The organism is Mesorhizobium maamorense (assembly GCF_044998965.1).
Classification (GTDB): domain Bacteria; phylum Pseudomonadota; class Alphaproteobacteria; order Rhizobiales; family Rhizobiaceae; genus Mesorhizobium.
On record NZ_CP173356.1, the window covers coordinates 2114667 to 2131085 of the forward strand.

A 16419-nucleotide genomic window follows, 5' to 3' on the forward strand; every position below is an offset into this window, starting at 1 on the left:
GCCGGCGTTATCGCATGCCGCTCAAAAGTGACCTCGGCTTTGAGAGAACGACATGCATAAACAAAGACGCCAAAGCGCATAGCGTGAATCCGGTTCAGCGCGACGCGCTTTAGCGGAGCCAGCCGACGGCCAGTTCCTTGACGGCGTCGAGGGCGCGTTGCGGCAGCGTGCCGATGCCGATCGATTCGGCGGCGAACAGCGGCGTCTCCTGGCTCAGCGTATCGCCGATCCAGACCCGCAGCACGCCTACCGGCTGCCCCTCCTCCACAGGTGCGGCAACCGGTCCGTCATAGACGATGCTCGCCGTCAGTTTGTCGCGGTTGGCTACCGGCAGGAAGATGGCGATCGGCCCTTTCGCCTTCAGCGTCACGCCGGCTTTAATGCCGCCGAAAACCTGAGCTTGGCCCACCACCTCGTCCTTGGCGAAGATTTGCGTCTTCTCGAAGGAACGGGAACCCCAGTCGAGCAGCTTGCGCGCCTCCTCGGCGCGTTCCTTGTCGCTGGCGAGCCCGCTCATCGCCGCGATCACCCGCGCGCCATTGCGGCTGACCGAGCCGACTATGCCAAAGCCGGACACCTCACTGCTGCCGACCGCCAAGCCGTCGGCGCCGATGTCCATCGCCAGCAGCGGGTTGCGGTTCCTCTGCGAAATCTTGTTCCAGGTAAAGTCCTTCAGGCCGTAGTAGCGATAGAGGTCCGGATAGTCGCGCCACAGATGCAAGGCCAGCATTGCCAGCTCGCGCACGCTCGTCTGCTGGCCGTCCGCCGGCAGCCCGGTCGAATTGACGAAAGTCGATTTGGTCAGGCCGATCTGGCGGGCGCGTTCGGTCATCTGCGCGGCAAAATTGTCCTCGGACCCGGCGATGCCTTCGGCCAGCACGATACAGCCGTCATTGGCCGCCTGCACCGTCACGCCCTGGATCAGGTCCTCGACCCGGACCGCCGATTTGAGCTTGGCAAACATCGTCGACGTTCCCGAAGGGGCGCCGCCCTTGCGCCAGGCGTTTTCACTCACCACGAACGTGTCGTCGAGGGTCAGGCGTCCAGACTTGACGGCGTTGAACACCACTTCCATCGTCATCAGCTTGGCCATCGAGGCCGGCTGTATCGGCTTGTCGGCGTCCTTGGAAAACAACACCGTTCCAGTCTCGGCGTCGATCATGAAGGCCTGGGCTGCCTTGGTCTCGAAAAGCTGCGCGCTGGCGGGTGCGATACAAAACAGCAGCAGGGCCAATCCCAGAAATCCGGCCAAAGGCGGAAAGACGCGCAACTGCATGAAATCTCGACCCGTTTGCCGGTTCTGGCGCAGCCAAGCTATCAGGGTTTTTTCCGCAGGATCAACCGTGCCGGAAAAATAGATCAGTTGCGCACGGCCAGAGCGTCCGGCGCACCGTGCGACCAGGCCGCCTGCAGCAGATCGTCGACGCCGCCATGGCCGTCCGGATAGAGGTTCACCGCATACCAGTCCTTGCCGTCGAATTCGGACCGCTGGATCTCGATCCTGCCGAAGGGCTCGAGCGCGGCCGCCACGCGTTTTGCCTCGGTGGCGTCATCGAAGGTGCCGGCCGCGACATAGGCCGGCGATGGCGCCTGGGGATTGGCGCTCTTCCATGAGCGCAGGATGTCGGCGGGCGACATGCCATCGTCGTCAAGTGCGGCAAAGACATCGGCGCTCCGCACGCGCTCGTCGGCATAGGAGAGCGAGGCCACCGAAAACGGCGATTGCGGCGGCAGGCCGATATCCGGACGCTCCGGCACGATCGGACCGAAGTCGGGCAGCGCCAGGTCACCCAACGCCGGCGATTGTGCCGGCACCTGCCCTTGCGGAACCATATCGGAATTCGTCAACTGGCCTGGGAACGGCACGGCGGCAGCGCCCACCGGCAGGCTGGGCGACGGTCCGTTCATGGCCACCATGACGCCGGTCGGCAGGCCGTCCGATGGATCCGGTATCCTGTTGCCTGGATGATAGGAGGCCATCAGATACTGGTCGTCATTGCCGTCGAGCGGTGCGCGGCCAACATATTCCACCTTCACCTCGGCCGTACCGACATTGGCATAGTCGAGCATCTGGGCGGCGCGTTCCGAGACATCGATGATGCGGCCCTGGTGGTAGGGACCGCGGTCATTGACGCGCACGATGACCGAACTGCCGGTCTTGAGATTGGTGACGCGGGCGTAGCTCGGCAGGGGCATGGTCGGGTGCGCCGCCGTCAGATGGCTCATGTCGTAGACTTCGCCGTTGGCGGTCAGCCGTCCATGAAAGGCATCGCCGTACCACGACGCCAGGCCGACCTTGGCATAGTGCTTGTCTTCCTTCGGATAGTACCACTTGCCGCGAACCTGGTAGGGTTTACCAAGCTGGTCGCGGCCGCCGCCACGCCGCATGAAGGCGACGCGAGGGCTGGCCTTCACGCCATATTCGGTTTCGGCGAAATATTCCTTGGAACGGATCTTCTTGTGGACCATCCCTTTTGGTTCAGGCTGCGACGCGCAGGCGGGAAGCAAGGCTGCCGACATGGTGAATAGCGCGAAAGCGCAAGCACGGCGTAGACGCGGGCGCACCGTAGTCTGCATTTCCTGATGTCCCCTACAGTCTCGACCAAAAACGCCGCGGCTTGGACGTCGCAGGAGCCAAAGCTTACCTGACCAAGACCAACGACGCCTCGAACCCCCTGTCCTTTGTGCGCAGGAATTGTTTATCACGCTATTAATCGATTGTGGCCGGAACCGGGCAGATTGTGACGCCACCCTGCCCGGCGTCGGCTGCCGGGAAACATGCGGTCCGCGCATGCCGGTTGACAGGTCTTTGCCGGGCACACTAGAGCATCAGCGAGATGGCTCTCTTCATTCGCCGCCAAGCTCGAATATCTGATCGGGTGACGTTGGCGAAGAGATGTCGCTGGAGGGATGGCCGAGCGGTTTAAGGCACCGGTCTTGAAAACCGGCGTGGGCGCAAGTTCACCGTGGGTTCGAATCCCACTCCCTCCGCCATTTTTTGCTATCGAATGGAAATAGCGTCGTTTTTGTTTTCCTCTTGGCGCCTAACTCCTGCGAATAATGAGGGCGGCTACCACCGAAAATACCCAACTTATTAGCATTGCTTCGGATGGTTGATGTGAACAGCGAAACGGATGGGAAGGCACCCAAGGCTGCACGGCCGGCGCTCATCAGGTACCCACCCCAACCCCGCCTCCTGTTTGGCGCCGGCCATTAAATGTGAGGCCGTGTGCCGCTCGTCATAATGCCCCTGCAATGGATGCCGAGCCGCGACGCACTTGACCGGAGTAATCGCACTTGCAAGGGGATCTCCGGACCCGTTACGAAGCGTTGTTCAGGGTGATGCCAATCGTCGTGAATTCGGCATTAATCGCGTCGCCTAATGAGCCCGCGTGCAATTAAGGAATCAACTGCCCGCAATATCCTTCAGATTCTTCGGAAGTGAGACTAAGAATGAAATTCTACGGACAATTCGAGGTTCCTGTCGATCGTTTCATTTTCGAGCGCTATTTCCCCGACCCCGACATTAAGGGCGTATTTATTGAATGCGGGGCTTTTGACGGGCAGACCGAATGTTCCTGTCGTTTCTTTGAAGAAACGATGGGATGGCAGGGCTACAACCTTGAACCGGTTCCGTGGATATACGATAAATTGGTCGTTAATCGTCCCAACAGTAAAAACATCAACGTCGGCATGTCCGACAAGACAGGCGTGTTGAATTTCCAAAGCGTCACTCATCCAGTCTACGGGCGAGATACAACGATTGGATCGGTCGATCACGACCCGGTCTTCAAGGAAGCGCTAATAGCCGGCGGTTGTACGTTTGAGGAGATCAAGATCAGGGCCATAAGCTGGCAAGAACTTATTTCGACCCAAAAAATTACGGACGTCGACCTGATGGTTCTCGACGTCGAGGGTCATGAGTTATCTGTGTTGTCCGGAATGAGAAATAGCCCTGTGTTGCCCCACGTCATGTGCATCGAGTTTGGTCACGTGGGGTTTGATCAGCTTCGAATAGTCATGGGTGAACTCGGTTACCAATATGACATTCACTCTTTTGCTAACGCATATTTCGTGCGAACGGACATGATACCGCTCATGGCGTTTCGTCGATTGGCGGGAAATAGCGGAACTCAACATCAGGTCGAGCAGCTAAGTGCTGAAATCGCTGACAAACAGATCGAGGTTGATCGACTCAACACTGAAGCGAAGTGGCTTAAGGAGCGCGAGAAAGAACTCGTAGAACTTGTAGAGACGATGACGAATTCCAGGGGCTGGAGGGCCTTGGAGGTGTTGCGAAACCTTCGGCATCTAAAGCGAACCAAACGCAAACCAGATGTGATTGGGACGTCTTTGCAGGCAACCAATGACAGCTCCTCGGAACGAGTTCGGACAGATCCGGCAACTCCAAGCCAAGGAATTAACACCACGCCCGAATCGGTGGCGAAAGGTTTGCAGGAAAGAGTTAGGAAGCTTGAGGAACAGGTAGAACTTGTCGAAACTCATCATATACGTGGGTTCTGGCACACGCTCGACAAAATTGACGACCTGGCGCTACCGTCGCGACGGTTAAAGTGTTTAGTCTGCGATCATGACGACTTTAGAGACGGCTTCGAGATTCTCAGATCAGAATGCATTTTCAACGGGGGGCGGCTTGAGCGATACCGCTGCCCAAATTGCGATTGCGTCTTTGGCGGTCAAAAGTTTCTCGATCTCGACGAGGCCATGACCGATCTCGACTATCGATTGCTCTATTCTCGCTATCGTGAAGGGAACACTGGAGAAAACGAAAAGAGAACTTTCCAGTCTCTTCGACCCATCCGGGGAGCTACCTACGTAAATTGGGGTGCAGGAGTCTGGAACGACACAACCCAAGTATTACGTGCCGACGGGTATGATGTTTGGAGTTTTGAACCCAACGCGCCATCTGAAGCGCCTTTTGTGAAAATGGATCGATCAGACTTAGGGAGCGATCTTGCAGGTATTTTTTCTAACAACGTGATTGAACATTTCAAGGAGCCAATCGTTCAGTTCCGCGAGTTTCAGCGCGTACTCGCACCAGGCGGGAAAATGGCACACTCGTCTCCCTGCTACGAATATCTTTATCCCATAACGCGTTTTCATACGATATTTCTCCTCGGCCGATCGCCCGAAATATTAGCTGAGAGGACAGGTTTTCGCATCACAGACAGAGTCAAGGATGGTGAGTACAACAATGTTGTATTTGACGTTGCCCCTTTGGCTTAATCCGGTTTGAAGTTCGCTCTGGCCCAACGCGAGGACCAGAGAATGAAGCGCAGCCGTTTCAGTGAAGAGCAGATCATCGGGATTTTGAAGGAGCATGAGGCCGGAGTTTCGGTGGCCGATCTGTGCCGCAAGCACGGGGTCAGCGACGCCAGCATCTACAAATGGAAGGCGAAGTATAGCGGCATGGACGTGTCGGAAGCGAAGCGGCTGAAGACGCTGGAGGATGAGAACGCTCGTCTGAAGCGGCTCCTGGCGGACGCCATGCTCGACAATGCCGCTTTGAAAGATCTTCTCGGAAAAAAATGGTGACGCCCGCTGCCGAGCGAGAGGCTGTCGCGCATCTTCGAACGGCATTCGAGATGAGCGAGCGGCGGGCGTGCAAGACCATCGGCTGCTGTCGGATGACGGTTCGCCACAAGGCGAGCCGTGGCGACGATGGTGACCTGCGGGAGCGGATGAAGGCGATCGCGCATGAGCGCCGGCGCTTCGGCTATCGCCGCCTGCACGTGCTGCTGCGGCGGGAAGGTTATGTGGTCAATCACAAGCGTCTGTTCCGGCTCTATCGCGAGGAGAGGCTTGCCGTTCGGCGCCGTGGCGGCCGCAAGCGAGCCATTGGAACGCGGGCACCGATGATGGTCCCCGTTGCACCCAACGACCGTTGGTCACTGGACTTCGTGTCGGATCAGCTGACCGATGGCCGTCGCTTCCGGATATTGACCGTCGTCGACGACTGCACGCGCGAGTGCCTGGGGTTGGTCGCGGATACGTCTCTGTCCGGCGTGAGGGTTGCCCGCGAACTCGATCGGCTCGTGATCGAACGCGGCAAGCCGAAGATGGTGGTCAGTGACAATGGCAGCGAACTGACCAGCAATGCGATCCTTGCCTGGGCCGATGCAAGCCGCGTGGACTGGCATTATATCGCGCCGGGCAAGCCAATGCAGAACGGCTTCATCGAGAGCTTCAACGGTCGCCTCCGTGACGAACTGCTGAACGAGACGCTGTTCACCTCATTGGCACAGGCTCGCGCGGTCTTGGCCAGTTGGCGGACAGATTACAACTTCAATCGCCCACATTCGCGGCTCGGATGGCAGACCCCCTTCGAGTTCGCCCACACCTTCACCCCGCGACGGGACACAGCGCTGCGCACCGTGATCAGCTCCGCGCCTGTGCCCGTCGCTCAAACCGCCCAACAGGGCAACATAGATCGCCGGAGCGAACTCAGGATTGGATAAAACTTGGGGGCAACGTCACCACGGTTGAGAAGCAACAGGAGGAGCAATGCTAAACATTCGAGAGTCTCCGTAGTGTCCGCGCTCGGTCGAGCAGGCGGCTCTGCCGGCGTCTCAAAGATGAAAGCCATCCGCCGTCAGGAAGTCCTTAGGGTTGTGCCACGGGAATGGCGCCCTGGAATGGCATTCTTCAAACCGATCGACAGCGAAACTGCCACGAGATGAACGAATCGAACAATGCAACGGGCAGCGCTTCATCGGTTGAAACCTGAGCGCCCGTGATTCCGTTCGGCACCGGCCGCAACCTCGTCTGTTGCGGATCGCTCACCGCGAAGCGACGGTCGCGCTCTCTGCGCCGATGAAATTTAGGGACTAGCTGCGGTGGGGCAAGTGTGACGAGGGGAATTGCAACCTATACTTACTTCTTGTACTGGTGAACCGGCGGCTCCGCCCGGTTGGGGAACTCTGATGGCAGTGCGGAATAGCAGGCTGGACAGCCTGCGCGGTATCGCTTCGCTGTGCGTGGTGTTTCACCATGCTTTCCATGAAATGAATACCAGTCTTGTTCAGCGGGTGCTCGATCCGCCGCTATCAGGCGTCGCGACAGGCGATGTCCCCGGCCGTTTGCTGATGTCCATCGCCAGCGGGGGCATGGCGGTCAATTTGTTCTTCATCCTGAGCGGCGCGGTATTGATAGCTTCGCTTCAGCGGGAGCCCTTATTCAATCTTGCAGCGGTTATACGGTTTGCCGGCCGGAGAATCCTCCGGATCTACCCCGCGATGATCGCTACCGTTCTTGCCTTTGGCGTCATCAGCCTGGTCACATTGCCAGCGCGACAGGCGGCTCCATTTACATTGCGCCAGGTCCTGGAAAACTGCTTGTTGATCACCTCGTCGGTGAACGGGGGTACATGGACGCTCCAATCCGAAATGCTGATGGTCCCTGTGATCTTGTTTGTTGCATGGTGCAGGTCATTCATCGGCAACATTGCGCTTATCGCCTTCCTGTTTTGGGCCGCGACTTGCCTGCTGACCGGTGCGCCATTTGCGTCGATATGGCTGGCCGTGGCGCTGCCGTCCTTTGCGCTTGGCATGCTGATCCCAACTGCCATCCAACCCAATGATGTGCAGAGATTGCCCGGCTGGACGTTTCTGGCCGGGCTTGCGGCCATGGTGGCGATACGGTTCTATTTCCCGTTGTCGTCAATGCCCGCGCTGATAGCGATCTTGGCAATTTCGTTCCTGGTAGTCGCCAGCCTCTACCATGGAAAGGAAGAGAGCCACCTGCTTGACCATCCCGCGCTCAAGTTCCTCGGCAAAATCAGCTATGGCCTCTACCTGATCCATCCAATCGTCGGCGCAACCTTGTTCCCGTTTTATGAGAGTGCAATAGGCGCGGAGCGGGTTGCGAACCATTACGCGGTGTTCGGGCTGATTTTTGCCGTGATCATCGCGGGGATTGCCATCCCGATATCTGCCTATTGTGAGCGATATTTGGAGCAACCGTTTATTCGTCTCGGCCAGCGCCTCTTTGCGCGCCGCCCAAGGGCGCCCATTGAGTTGCCGGCCGCCTCGCAAGCGGTGCCGACGCCAGCAGAATAGGCCTATCGGTTCTAGCCTGAGCGGCCATGATTCCGTTCGGCGTCGGCCGCAACCCCGTCTGTTGCGGATCGCTCACCGCAACGCTATAGAGCCGGTGTCGGAAAAGGCAGACTTGGTTTGGTAAGCCCAAGTCCTTTCGGTAACGAAAGCTCTGGTCTTTGGCCTCCTGCAGGAGATCCCCACGACGAACATCGGACGCTTCTCTCGCGTCCAATCGTTCGTCCGTGGTTCTCAAATCCGAGGAACGCTCCGGTCGAACATCGACAAAGGAGCAGTTCATGCACAACCGCCATCTGGATTCCCATGACGTAATAATTGCTGGTGCAGGCCCTGTCGGCCTGTTCCTCGCTTGTGAGTTGCGCCTCGCCGACCTCTCGGTGCTGGTGCTGGAGCAAGCCGAAGATCCGCACTCCCCGTTGAAGCAGCTTCCGTTCGGGCTGCGCGGCCTCTCGGTGCCCACCATCGAAGCCCTCTACCGTCGCGGTCTGCTGGACGACATCGTCGCTCCACAAAGTGCGAGGGATGGGACGGGCAACGGTGGCGCTGCGACTGGCGCGCACTGGCTGAATCAACCGCGCCGTCCGGGCGGCCATTTCGCAGGTATCCAGTTCTTCCACGACGCCATCGACGCCGCGAAATGGCCCTACCGCCTGCCAGGTTCGGCCACCGCCGCAATCGCGGTCGAAATGGCGCATCTCGAATCAGTCTTGGCCGCGCGCGCAATCGCAATGGGAGTCGAGATCAGGCGCGGCTTCGGTGTCGAGGATTTCGATCAGACGCATGAAGGCGTGACCGTTTGCGCCGGCGGTGAGATTTTTCGCGGATGCTGGCTTATCGGCTGTGACGGCGGGCGCAGCACGGTGCGCAAGGCCAGCGGCTTCGCGTTCGTCGGTACCAATCCGGAATTCACCGGCTATTCCGTTCAGATCGAAATGGCCGACCCGGACGGGCTCACGCCCGGCCGCCACTACACGCCGACCGGCATGTACACTTATCAAAGACCCGGTACCGTCGCGATGGTCGAGTTCGATGGCGGGGCTTTCCACCGAATCCGGCCAATCACCTGCGACCACGTGCAGGCGGTTTTGCGCCGAGTATCCGGCGCGGACATCACGCTGACGGCCCTCAAACTCGCCGCCACCTGGACGGATCGCGCCTATCAGGCAACGACCTACCGCAAGGGACGAGTGCTGCTTGCCGGCGACGCCGCGCATATCCATTCCCCCTTGGGCGGCCAGGGTCTCAACCTCGGGCTCGGCGACGCGATGAACCTTGGCTGGAAGCTGGCCGCCACCATCCGCGGCGACGCGCCGGACGGTCTGCTCGACAGCTATGTCAGCGAACGCCATCCGGTCGGGGCGCAAATCCTCGACTGGTCGCGCGCCCAGGTCGCGCTCATGCGGCCAAGCCCGGCAACGCGCGCGCTCGAAACCATCATCCGTGACCTGATCGACACGCGCGACGGCGCGACATACTTCGCCGAACGGGTATGGGGTATTTCTCTTCGCTACGATCCTGGCAGCGGCCACCGGCTGGTCGGGCGCAGTGTTCCCGATTTCGAGCTGAGCGAAGGAAGAAAAATCAGCGAACTCCTCAGCCCGGGCAAGGGCCTGTTCCTTGACTTTGACGCTCGCCCATCGCTTGAAGCGCTTGCAGGCCGCTGGGGCGACCGGATCACCTACGTCGCCGGTAAGGCCAAGGATCAACTGGGCCTGAGCGCCGTGCTCGTGCGCCCCGATGGCTTCGTGGCCTGGGCCGCTGGGGATGACCCCAACCCGGAGGAAGCCGCTCAAGCCGCATCACGATGGTTCGGCGAACCCCGGAAAGGCATGTAGGCCTGGTCCCGAGGCTTTTCGTGCCGAATCGGCTAAGCCTTGAGCCTATGAACGAAACCTCCCTCTACGCGCCGGTGAAGCGGTTTCTCGAAAGCCTGGACTTTGCCGTGAAGGGCGAGATCGGCGGCTGCGACATCGTCGCGCTGCGTGAGGGGGAGCCGCCTATCGTCGTCATTTGCGAGTTGAAGCTGGCGTTCAATCTCGAACTGGTGCTGCAAGGCGTCGACCGCGCGACCGCCTGCGACGAGGTGTGGCTGGCCGCGCGCATGTCGGCCAGGGGCAAGGGACGCGAGAGCGACGCCCGGTTCCGCAATCTTTGCCGCCGGCTTGGCTTCGGCCTGCTCGGCGTGACGGCGAGCGACCGGGTCGAGGTGCTCCTGAGTCCGGTCACCGTCGCGCCGCGCAAGAACCCACGGCGCCGCTCGCGGCTGGTCGACGAGCACCGCCGGCGCCGCGGCGATCCTGTCGCGGGCGGGGGATCGCGCAATCCCATCATGACAGCGTACCGCCAAAGCGCCCTCGCCTGCGCCGCGGCATTGGCCGACGGGCCCAAGCGCCCGCGCGATCTCAAGGCGCTGACGCCGCTTGCGCCGAAAATCCTGCTGCACAATGTCTATGGCTGGTTTGCGCGCGTCGACCGCGGCGTCTATGATCTGACCGACGCCGGCCGTGCCTCGCTGATGCGTTGGCCGCAGCCATCGCACGATGAATCCCGACACGGGATTTTGAACGCGCCGAGTGCCTGAGCGCGGGACAACGCCCGGCCTTTGGTTGATTTTTCAGACAAAATATGCTGCTTGTCCCGCCCATGAAGACACTCTGCACGACGGTCATGGCGTTCTTGACCCTGGCTTTTCCGGCCAACGCCATGGACAGCGCCTTGCGCGCAGGCCTCCTGAAACTCGACCCGCAAACCCGCCTCGAACAGCGCTGCGACGCTGAAGTTCTCGACCGGATCACCCATGACGACCGCAAGTACAAGGCGGATCGGGTGGTCGCTTACGCCTTTGCCACGCCCGTCATGAGCGACGACGCTATCAAGAGCCCGGGAGCCGCCTTCCGCAGCAAGGGGCAATGGTACCGGCTGAAATTCAAGTGCGAGACGGCGCCGGACCATATGGAGGTCTTACAGCTCCGCTACCGCATCGGCGACGAGATTCCGGAGACCGACTGGGCAAAATACAATCTCTACGATTAGGTTTTTCATTGCCGTTTCGGCTCGTCTGCCCGTGATTGTCGAATCCCCTCAATGGCGCCGCTGCAACGAAAGCGGTTTTGCGGCGTTGCCCGAAGCGATGTCTTGACGGCAAGGAACCATGCCTTTAGGGCGGGCTGGGTGATCGACAACGAACACTCGGCGAACAGGCAAGGGCTTCCAGGTCGATGGAAATATTTACTGCCGCAGGCTTATCGGCCCTTTTTCAGGTTATCGCGATCGATCTTGCGCTGGCTGGGGACAACGCCATCGTCATCGGCCTTGCGGCGGCCGGCCTGCCGGCCAGTCAGCGCAAACGGGCCATTCTGGTCGGCATCATCGCGGCCACCGTCCTTCGCATTTTCTTCGCCCTGATCACGCAATGGCTGCTGACAATTGGCCCCATGCTCCTCATCGCCGGCGGCCTGCTGCTGCTTTGGGTATGCTGGAAGATGTGGCGGGAGCTGGGTGTCAGCCACGAGCAGGAGCGCGACGCGACCGAAGTGCTGTCGAATGGCGATTTCGACAAGGATGGGACCATCGCCGGCAAGTCGCCGCGCAAGACCTTCTCGCAGGCCGCGTGGCAGATCGTCATTGCCGACGTCTCGATGTCGCTCGACAATGTCCTGGCCGTCGCGGGTGCGGCCATGAACCATCCGACGGTGCTGATCATCGGCCTCGCTCTATCGATTGCGCTGATGGGCTTCGCCGCGTCCTTCGTCGCGCGCCTGCTGCACAAATACCGCTGGATCGCCTATATCGGCCTGCTGATCATCCTTTACGTCGCCGTGAAGATGCTTCTCGATGGCGCCGTGCAGCAGTTTCCCGACCAATTCGCTTTCCTGGCGCCCTGGTTCGGGTCGAGCGGCCACTGAGCCGGAACCCTCGCGCCCGCCGATGTTGGTCAGTTTGAAATTGCAGCGTAGTGGTTCATTCTAATTGGGATTGAACCGGTGCCCATCGGCGCGAAGAAGCATGTCCACCTATATCGCTGGTAAGGATCAAACTTCATATGGGGAATGATCGTTCGATAAAACGTCACTAGACGCTCGCAGATGTGGTATCGATCATCGGGCGCAGCCTGGACACGTTCTCTCGGGATAAACCACTCTGCTTCTTGTGGCTCATTCAAGTAGGTAGGGTGCAGCCTGACAAAATAGCCGTCTTTGGTCATTCTGACATCGTTGGAATCGATGGGGCGGCAATCCTTGTTTCCGCAGCAGTCATAGTGAAGAACGGGATCGGTCTTGCCCGTATACCAACCGTGTGCGTCCGCATCGCCGGGCAGCACAAGCCACGCCAATGCAATGTGTCCTAGCAACTGTCTCATGGGACTAGCCCCTCACCATTCTGCCTATAGCATATTAGTGAGTCCTAATCATAGCACTGAAAGTCGCGCTGACTGGCTGCCATTACCCGACAATTCGCTTTTTGTAAGAGCCACGAACCAACGGCTTTCGGCTTCTTCGCTTCGATCTGCACGACGAGATCGCCGGCGTCGCAGAGCTCGCCTGTTTGCCTGATGGGGCGAGCCGTGCTATTGCGCCGCCCGAATCGAGCTCCCGCCAGAGCCGTGCAAACCGTTATATGTCGAGACTTCGAGCCGGATCAGCGTTTCCGGTTCATGTCCATTGGAACCTTGCCCATGTCCGCCCCGCGCGTCAGCTTCGTCAGTCTCGGATGCCCCAAAGCCCTGGTGGATTCCGAACGCATCATCACGCGCCTGCGCGCCGAGGGCTATGAGATCGCGCGCAAGCATGACGGTGCCGATCTCGTCGTGGTCAACACTTGCGGCTTCCTCGATTCCGCCCGCGATGAATCGCTCAACGCCATTGGTTCGGCGCTTTCAGAGAACGGCAGGGTCATCGTCACAGGCTGCCTGGGCGCCGAGCCCGATGTCATTCGCGAGAAGCATCCCAACGTTCTCGCCATCACCGGTCCGCAGGCCTATGAGAGCGTCATGGCGGCCGTGCACGAGGCGGCGCCGCCGAGCCATGATCCCTATATCGATCTGCTGCCGCCTCAAGGCGTCAAGCTCACGCCGCGCCACTATGCCTATCTCAAGATTTCGGAAGGCTGCAACAATCGCTGCACCTTCTGCATCATCCCGGCGCTGCGCGGCGACCTTGTCTCGCGGCCGGCGGCCGATGTGCTGCGTGAAGCCGAGAAACTGGCCAAGGCCGGCGTCAAGGAACTCCTCGTCATCTCGCAGGACACAAGCGCCTACGGCATCGACATCAAATACCAGGCCAGCATGTTCGGTGATCGTGAGGTGCGGGCGAAATTCCTCGATCTGTCCGAGGAACTGGGCAAGCTCGGCATCTGGGTGCGCATGCACTATGTCTACCCCTACCCGCACGTGGCCGACGTCATCCCGCTGATGGCCGAGGGAAAAATCCTTCCCTACCTCGACATCCCCTTCCAGCATGCTTCGCCGCAGGTATTGAAGAACATGCGCCGGCCGGCACATGGCGAAAAGACGCTCGAGCGCATTCGCGGCTGGCGCGATGTATGCCCGGACCTCGCCATCCGTTCGACCTTCATCGTCGGCTTTCCCGGCGAGACCGACGAGGATTTCGAGATGCTGCTCGACTGGCTGGATGAAGCGAAGATCGATCGCGCCGGCTGCTTCAAATATGAACCTGTACGGGGCGCGCGCTCCAACGAACTCGGCCTTGAGCAGGTGCCGCAGGAAATCAAGGAGGCGCGCTGGCATCGCTTCATGCAACGCCAGCAGAAGATCTCGGCGACGCAATTGGCCAAGAAGGTCGGCAAGCGCCTGCCGGTGCTGATCGACGAAGCGCATGGCACATCGGCCAAGGGCCGCACCAAATACGATGCGCCGGAGATCGATGGCTTCGTCCATATCCAGTCGCGCCGCCCGCTGCGCGCCGGCGACATCGTCACCGTCAAGGTCGATCGCGCCGACGCCTATGACCTCTACGGCTCGGCCGTCTGAGACTGCGATTTACCACATTTCGCGATAGTTCCGGCCATTTACCCTGTTTGGCCGCCGCCTGCCTTATGGTTTCCGGACCGTAAACGCAGGAACTCAGGATGGACCCCAGACCTGTCCGCCAGGATTATATCGCGACGCTCGACCTGTTGAGGCTGGCGGCGGCGCTGGCCGTTGTGCTGTTTCACTATTTCTTCCGCGGCGCGGCTGCCGACGGCTTTCTCACGACGGGCTATCCTCATGCCGCTCCACTCGCTCTGTACGGCTATCTCGGCGTCAATCTTTTCTTTCTGATCAGCGGTTTCGTCATCGCATGGTCGGCGGAAGGCGGCGGCTGGGAAGAATTCGCCGTCGCGCGTTTCGCGCGTCTATATCCGGGCTTTCTGCTCTGCATGACGATAAGCTTCGCGGTTATCGCCTTTTCCGGCACGCGGCTGCTCCCAGCCTCCTTCAGCCAGTATCTCGCCAATCTCACAATGTTCGCGCCGGCCGTCGGCCAACCTTTCATGGACGGCGTCTACTGGTCGGTCGTGCTTGAAGTGGTTTTCTACGGCTGGGTGACGCTGGCCCTGATTGCCGGCGTTTTCCAGCGATGGAAATTGGGGCTGATCCTCGGCTGGCTGGCGATCTCGGCCATCAACGAACTCTTCCTCGGCAGCGGCGCGGCGCGGCTTCTGTTTCTCACCGAGTTCGGGCCGTTCTTCGCCGCCGGCATGCTGGTCCATCATCTCCACGCGCATGGTCGCTCAGTGCCGGCCTTGCTGTTGCTGGCGGCCGCCTTCGTGCTCTCCAGCTATACGCTATCGGTGACGCAACAGTGGATGATCGGGCATTATGGCATTGCGGTCTCGTCCGCCCATCTCGTGGCCGCCAACCTAGCGATGCACGCGGCGCTGATCGGCGCTGTCCTGCTGCGCGACCGGATCAGACCGTCGCCGCTCACGCTGGCTCTCGGCGGGCTGACTTACCCGCTTTATCTCCTTCACCAGAATGCCGGCTATCTCTTCATCAACGCCGTGTCGCCGCTGGCCGGCAAATGGGTTGCAGCGTGGACCTGTGTGGCGCTCATGGTTTTGGTGTCGTGGGCGATCTGGCGCTATTTCGAGCGGCCGGTGCAGCGTTGGTTCAAGGTCCGGCTCAGCCTCATGGTGCACGTCGGTCTGGCGCGGTTTCGCCATGTCTCGGCGGTAGCGCAAGCCGCCGAATGAGAAGGGCGCCTCGCGGCGCCCTTCCCCGTCGGACCTTGCGTAACACCTATTGCGGCAGCTTGTCGTCGACGCCCTTGACGTAGAAATTCATGCCGAGCAGCGTGCCGTCATCGGCGACCTCGCCGTCCTTCAGCCATGGCGAGCCGTCCTGCTTGGCGATCGGTCCGGTGAAGGGGTTCCAGCCGCCGGCGATCTTCTTCTCGGTCGCCTCGGCCATTGCCTTCACGTCGTCGGGCATATTGGTGTAGGGCGCGAGCTTCACCGCGCCGTCCTTGATGCCGAGCCAGACATTGTCGGGCTTCCAGGTGCCGTCGATGGCTGCCTGAACCCGGCTGATGTAATAGGGTCCCCATTCGTCGGTCAGCGAAGTCAACTGCGCGTTCGGCGCGAACTTGATCATGTCGGAGGACTGGCCGAATCCGTGCAGCTTGCGCTCCTCGGCCACTTGCAGGGCCGCGGTCAGATCCGTGTGCTGGACGATGATGTCGGCTCCCTGGTCGAACAGGGCCTTGGCCGCATCGGCTTCCTTGCCCGGATCGAACCAGGAATTCACCCAGACGATCTTGGCCTTGAAATTCGGATTGATCGACTGCGCGCCGAGCATGAAGGAGTTGATGCCCATCACCACTTCCGGGATCGGGAAGGAGACGATGTAGCCGGCGACGCCGGACTTCGATTCCTTGGCCGCGATCTGACCGAGCACATAGCGGCCCTCATAGAAGCGCGCGTTGTAGATGCCGAGATTGTCCGCCGTCTTGTAGCCGGTGGCGTGCTCGAACATCACCTTGGGGAACTTCTTGGCGACCTTCACTTCTGCATCCATGAAGCCGAAGGACGTGCCGAAGATGATCTTGCAGCCCTCGCGCGCCAAGCGCTCGAAAGCGCGGTCGGCATCGGGGCCTTCGGAGACGTTTTCCAGATAGGCGGTCTCGACCTTGTCGCCGAGCGCCTTTTCGACTTCGAGGCGGCCTTGGTCGTGCTGGTAGGAATAGCCGAAGTCGCCGATCGGGCCGGTATAGACCCAGCATGCCTTCAGCTTGTCGGCGGCCTCCGCGGACGCGACCAGCGAAAATGCCGCTGTCGTCGTCATCAGGGCAATAAGCAGTTTTTTCATCGTGTTACCTCTCTGAGTTAAGCCTTGGAGCTT

General features: G+C 60.2%; 13 protein-coding genes and 1 tRNA gene. 10 read left to right on the forward strand and 4 right to left on the reverse strand.

Annotation, left to right across the window (positions count from 1 at the left end; all coding sequences use genetic code 11):
• Window positions 1-109: 109 nt before the first annotated feature.
• Both ACIU1A_RS10960 and ACIU1A_RS10965 read right to left on the reverse strand, forming a co-directional pair.
• Window positions 110-1276 carry a D-alanyl-D-alanine carboxypeptidase family protein gene (locus ACIU1A_RS10960; protein WP_404927282.1) on the reverse strand — a complete coding sequence of 389 codons (1167 nt, stop codon included), beginning with the start codon at window positions 1274-1276 and terminating at the stop codon, window positions 110-112.
• An 83-nt stretch (window positions 1277-1359) separates the two neighbouring features.
• A complete protein-coding gene (locus tag ACIU1A_RS10965; protein ID WP_404927283.1) occupies window positions 1360-2577 on the reverse strand; it encodes a septal ring lytic transglycosylase RlpA family protein in 1218 nt (405 codons plus the stop codon).
• Window positions 2578-2904: 327 nt separating this feature from the next.
• On the opposite strand from ACIU1A_RS10965, the gene ACIU1A_RS10970 reads away from it, so the two are divergent.
• The 8 genes from ACIU1A_RS10970 to ACIU1A_RS11005 all read left to right on the forward strand — a co-directional run bounded on the left by ACIU1A_RS10970 (window position 2905) and on the right by ACIU1A_RS11005 (window position 11983).
• Window positions 2905-2994: transfer RNA gene (locus tag ACIU1A_RS10970), tRNA-Ser, on the forward strand.
• Between the two features lie 459 nt (window positions 2995-3453).
• On the forward strand, window positions 3454-5247 hold the full coding sequence (locus ACIU1A_RS10975; protein WP_404927284.1) for an FkbM family methyltransferase: 1794 nt from the start codon (window positions 3454-3456) through the stop codon (window positions 5245-5247).
• A 42-nt stretch (window positions 5248-5289) separates the two neighbouring features.
• Window positions 5290-6479 (forward strand): IS3 family transposase gene (locus ACIU1A_RS10980; RefSeq protein WP_404924977.1). Its coding sequence is split into 2 segments (ribosomal slippage): window positions 5290-5548 and window positions 5548-6479, totalling 1191 coding nucleotides; the frame shifts between segments, so codons are not numbered across the junction.
• 465 nt (window positions 6480-6944) lie between these two features.
• Window positions 6945-8078 carry an acyltransferase gene (locus ACIU1A_RS10985; protein WP_140669900.1) on the forward strand — a complete coding sequence of 378 codons (1134 nt, stop codon included), beginning with the start codon at window positions 6945-6947 and terminating at the stop codon, window positions 8076-8078.
• A 278-nt stretch (window positions 8079-8356) separates the two neighbouring features.
• Entirely contained in the window at window positions 8357-9913 is a 1557-nt protein-coding gene (locus ACIU1A_RS10990; RefSeq protein ID WP_404927285.1) for an FAD-dependent monooxygenase, read from the forward strand.
• A gap of 47 nt (window positions 9914-9960) precedes the next feature.
• Window positions 9961-10659, forward strand: coding sequence for a DUF2161 domain-containing phosphodiesterase (locus tag ACIU1A_RS10995; protein ID WP_140674693.1), 699 nt, complete (start codon window positions 9961-9963; stop codon window positions 10657-10659).
• Window positions 10660-10703: 44 nt separating this feature from the next.
• Entirely contained in the window at window positions 10704-11111 is a 408-nt protein-coding gene (locus ACIU1A_RS11000) for a DUF930 domain-containing protein (RefSeq protein WP_140498595.1), read from the forward strand.
• Between the two features lie 185 nt (window positions 11112-11296).
• Window positions 11297-11983: a TerC family protein gene (locus tag ACIU1A_RS11005; protein ID WP_404927286.1), complete on the forward strand. Its 687-nt coding sequence runs from the start codon at window positions 11297-11299 to the stop codon at window positions 11981-11983.
• Window positions 11984-12012: 29 nt separating this feature from the next.
• On the opposite strand, the gene ACIU1A_RS11010 is transcribed toward ACIU1A_RS11005, so the two are convergent.
• Entirely contained in the window at window positions 12013-12438 is a 426-nt protein-coding gene (locus ACIU1A_RS11010) for a hypothetical protein (RefSeq protein ID WP_140584412.1), read from the reverse strand.
• A gap of 315 nt (window positions 12439-12753) precedes the next feature.
• Between ACIU1A_RS11010 and rimO the strand changes: the two genes are divergently transcribed.
• Both rimO and ACIU1A_RS11020 read left to right on the forward strand, forming a co-directional pair.
• Window positions 12754-14067 carry a 30S ribosomal protein S12 methylthiotransferase RimO gene (gene rimO / locus ACIU1A_RS11015; RefSeq protein ID WP_404927287.1) on the forward strand — a complete coding sequence of 438 codons (1314 nt, stop codon included), beginning with the start codon at window positions 12754-12756 and terminating at the stop codon, window positions 14065-14067.
• A gap of 98 nt (window positions 14068-14165) precedes the next feature.
• On the forward strand, window positions 14166-15272 hold the full coding sequence (locus ACIU1A_RS11020) for an acyltransferase family protein (protein WP_404927288.1): 1107 nt from the start codon (window positions 14166-14168) through the stop codon (window positions 15270-15272).
• A 46-nt stretch (window positions 15273-15318) separates the two neighbouring features.
• Here ACIU1A_RS11020 and ACIU1A_RS11025 read toward each other — a convergent pair whose 3' ends face one another.
• A complete protein-coding gene (locus tag ACIU1A_RS11025; protein WP_404927289.1) occupies window positions 15319-16386 on the reverse strand; it encodes a BMP family ABC transporter substrate-binding protein in 1068 nt (355 codons plus the stop codon).
• Window positions 16387-16419: the final 33 nt, after the last annotated feature.

Coding starts and splice junctions, on each gene's coding strand:
- ACIU1A_RS10960 (WP_404927282.1), bottom strand. CDS start 1,276: ATGCAGTTGCGCGTCTTTCCGCCTTTGGCCGGATTTCTGGGATTGGCC.
- ACIU1A_RS10965 (WP_404927283.1), bottom strand. CDS start 2,577: ATGCAGACTACGGTGCGCCCGCGTCTACGCCGTGCTTGCGCTTTCGCG.
- ACIU1A_RS10975 (WP_404927284.1), top strand. CDS start 3,454: ATGAAATTCTACGGACAATTCGAGGTTCCTGTCGATCGTTTCATTTTC.
- ACIU1A_RS10985 (WP_140669900.1), top strand. CDS start 6,945: ATGGCAGTGCGGAATAGCAGGCTGGACAGCCTGCGCGGTATCGCTTCG.
- ACIU1A_RS10990 (WP_404927285.1), top strand. CDS start 8,357: ATGCACAACCGCCATCTGGATTCCCATGACGTAATAATTGCTGGTGCA.
- ACIU1A_RS10995 (WP_140674693.1), top strand. CDS start 9,961: ATGAACGAAACCTCCCTCTACGCGCCGGTGAAGCGGTTTCTCGAAAGC.
- ACIU1A_RS11000 (WP_140498595.1), top strand. CDS start 10,704: ATGCTGCTTGTCCCGCCCATGAAGACACTCTGCACGACGGTCATGGCG.
- ACIU1A_RS11005 (WP_404927286.1), top strand. CDS start 11,297: ATGGAAATATTTACTGCCGCAGGCTTATCGGCCCTTTTTCAGGTTATC.
- ACIU1A_RS11010 (WP_140584412.1), bottom strand. CDS start 12,438: ATGAGACAGTTGCTAGGACACATTGCATTGGCGTGGCTTGTGCTGCCC.
- rimO (WP_404927287.1), top strand. CDS start 12,754: ATGTCCGCCCCGCGCGTCAGCTTCGTCAGTCTCGGATGCCCCAAAGCC.
- ACIU1A_RS11020 (WP_404927288.1), top strand. CDS start 14,166: ATGGACCCCAGACCTGTCCGCCAGGATTATATCGCGACGCTCGACCTG.
- ACIU1A_RS11025 (WP_404927289.1), bottom strand. CDS start 16,386: ATGAAAAAACTGCTTATTGCCCTGATGACGACGACAGCGGCATTTTCG.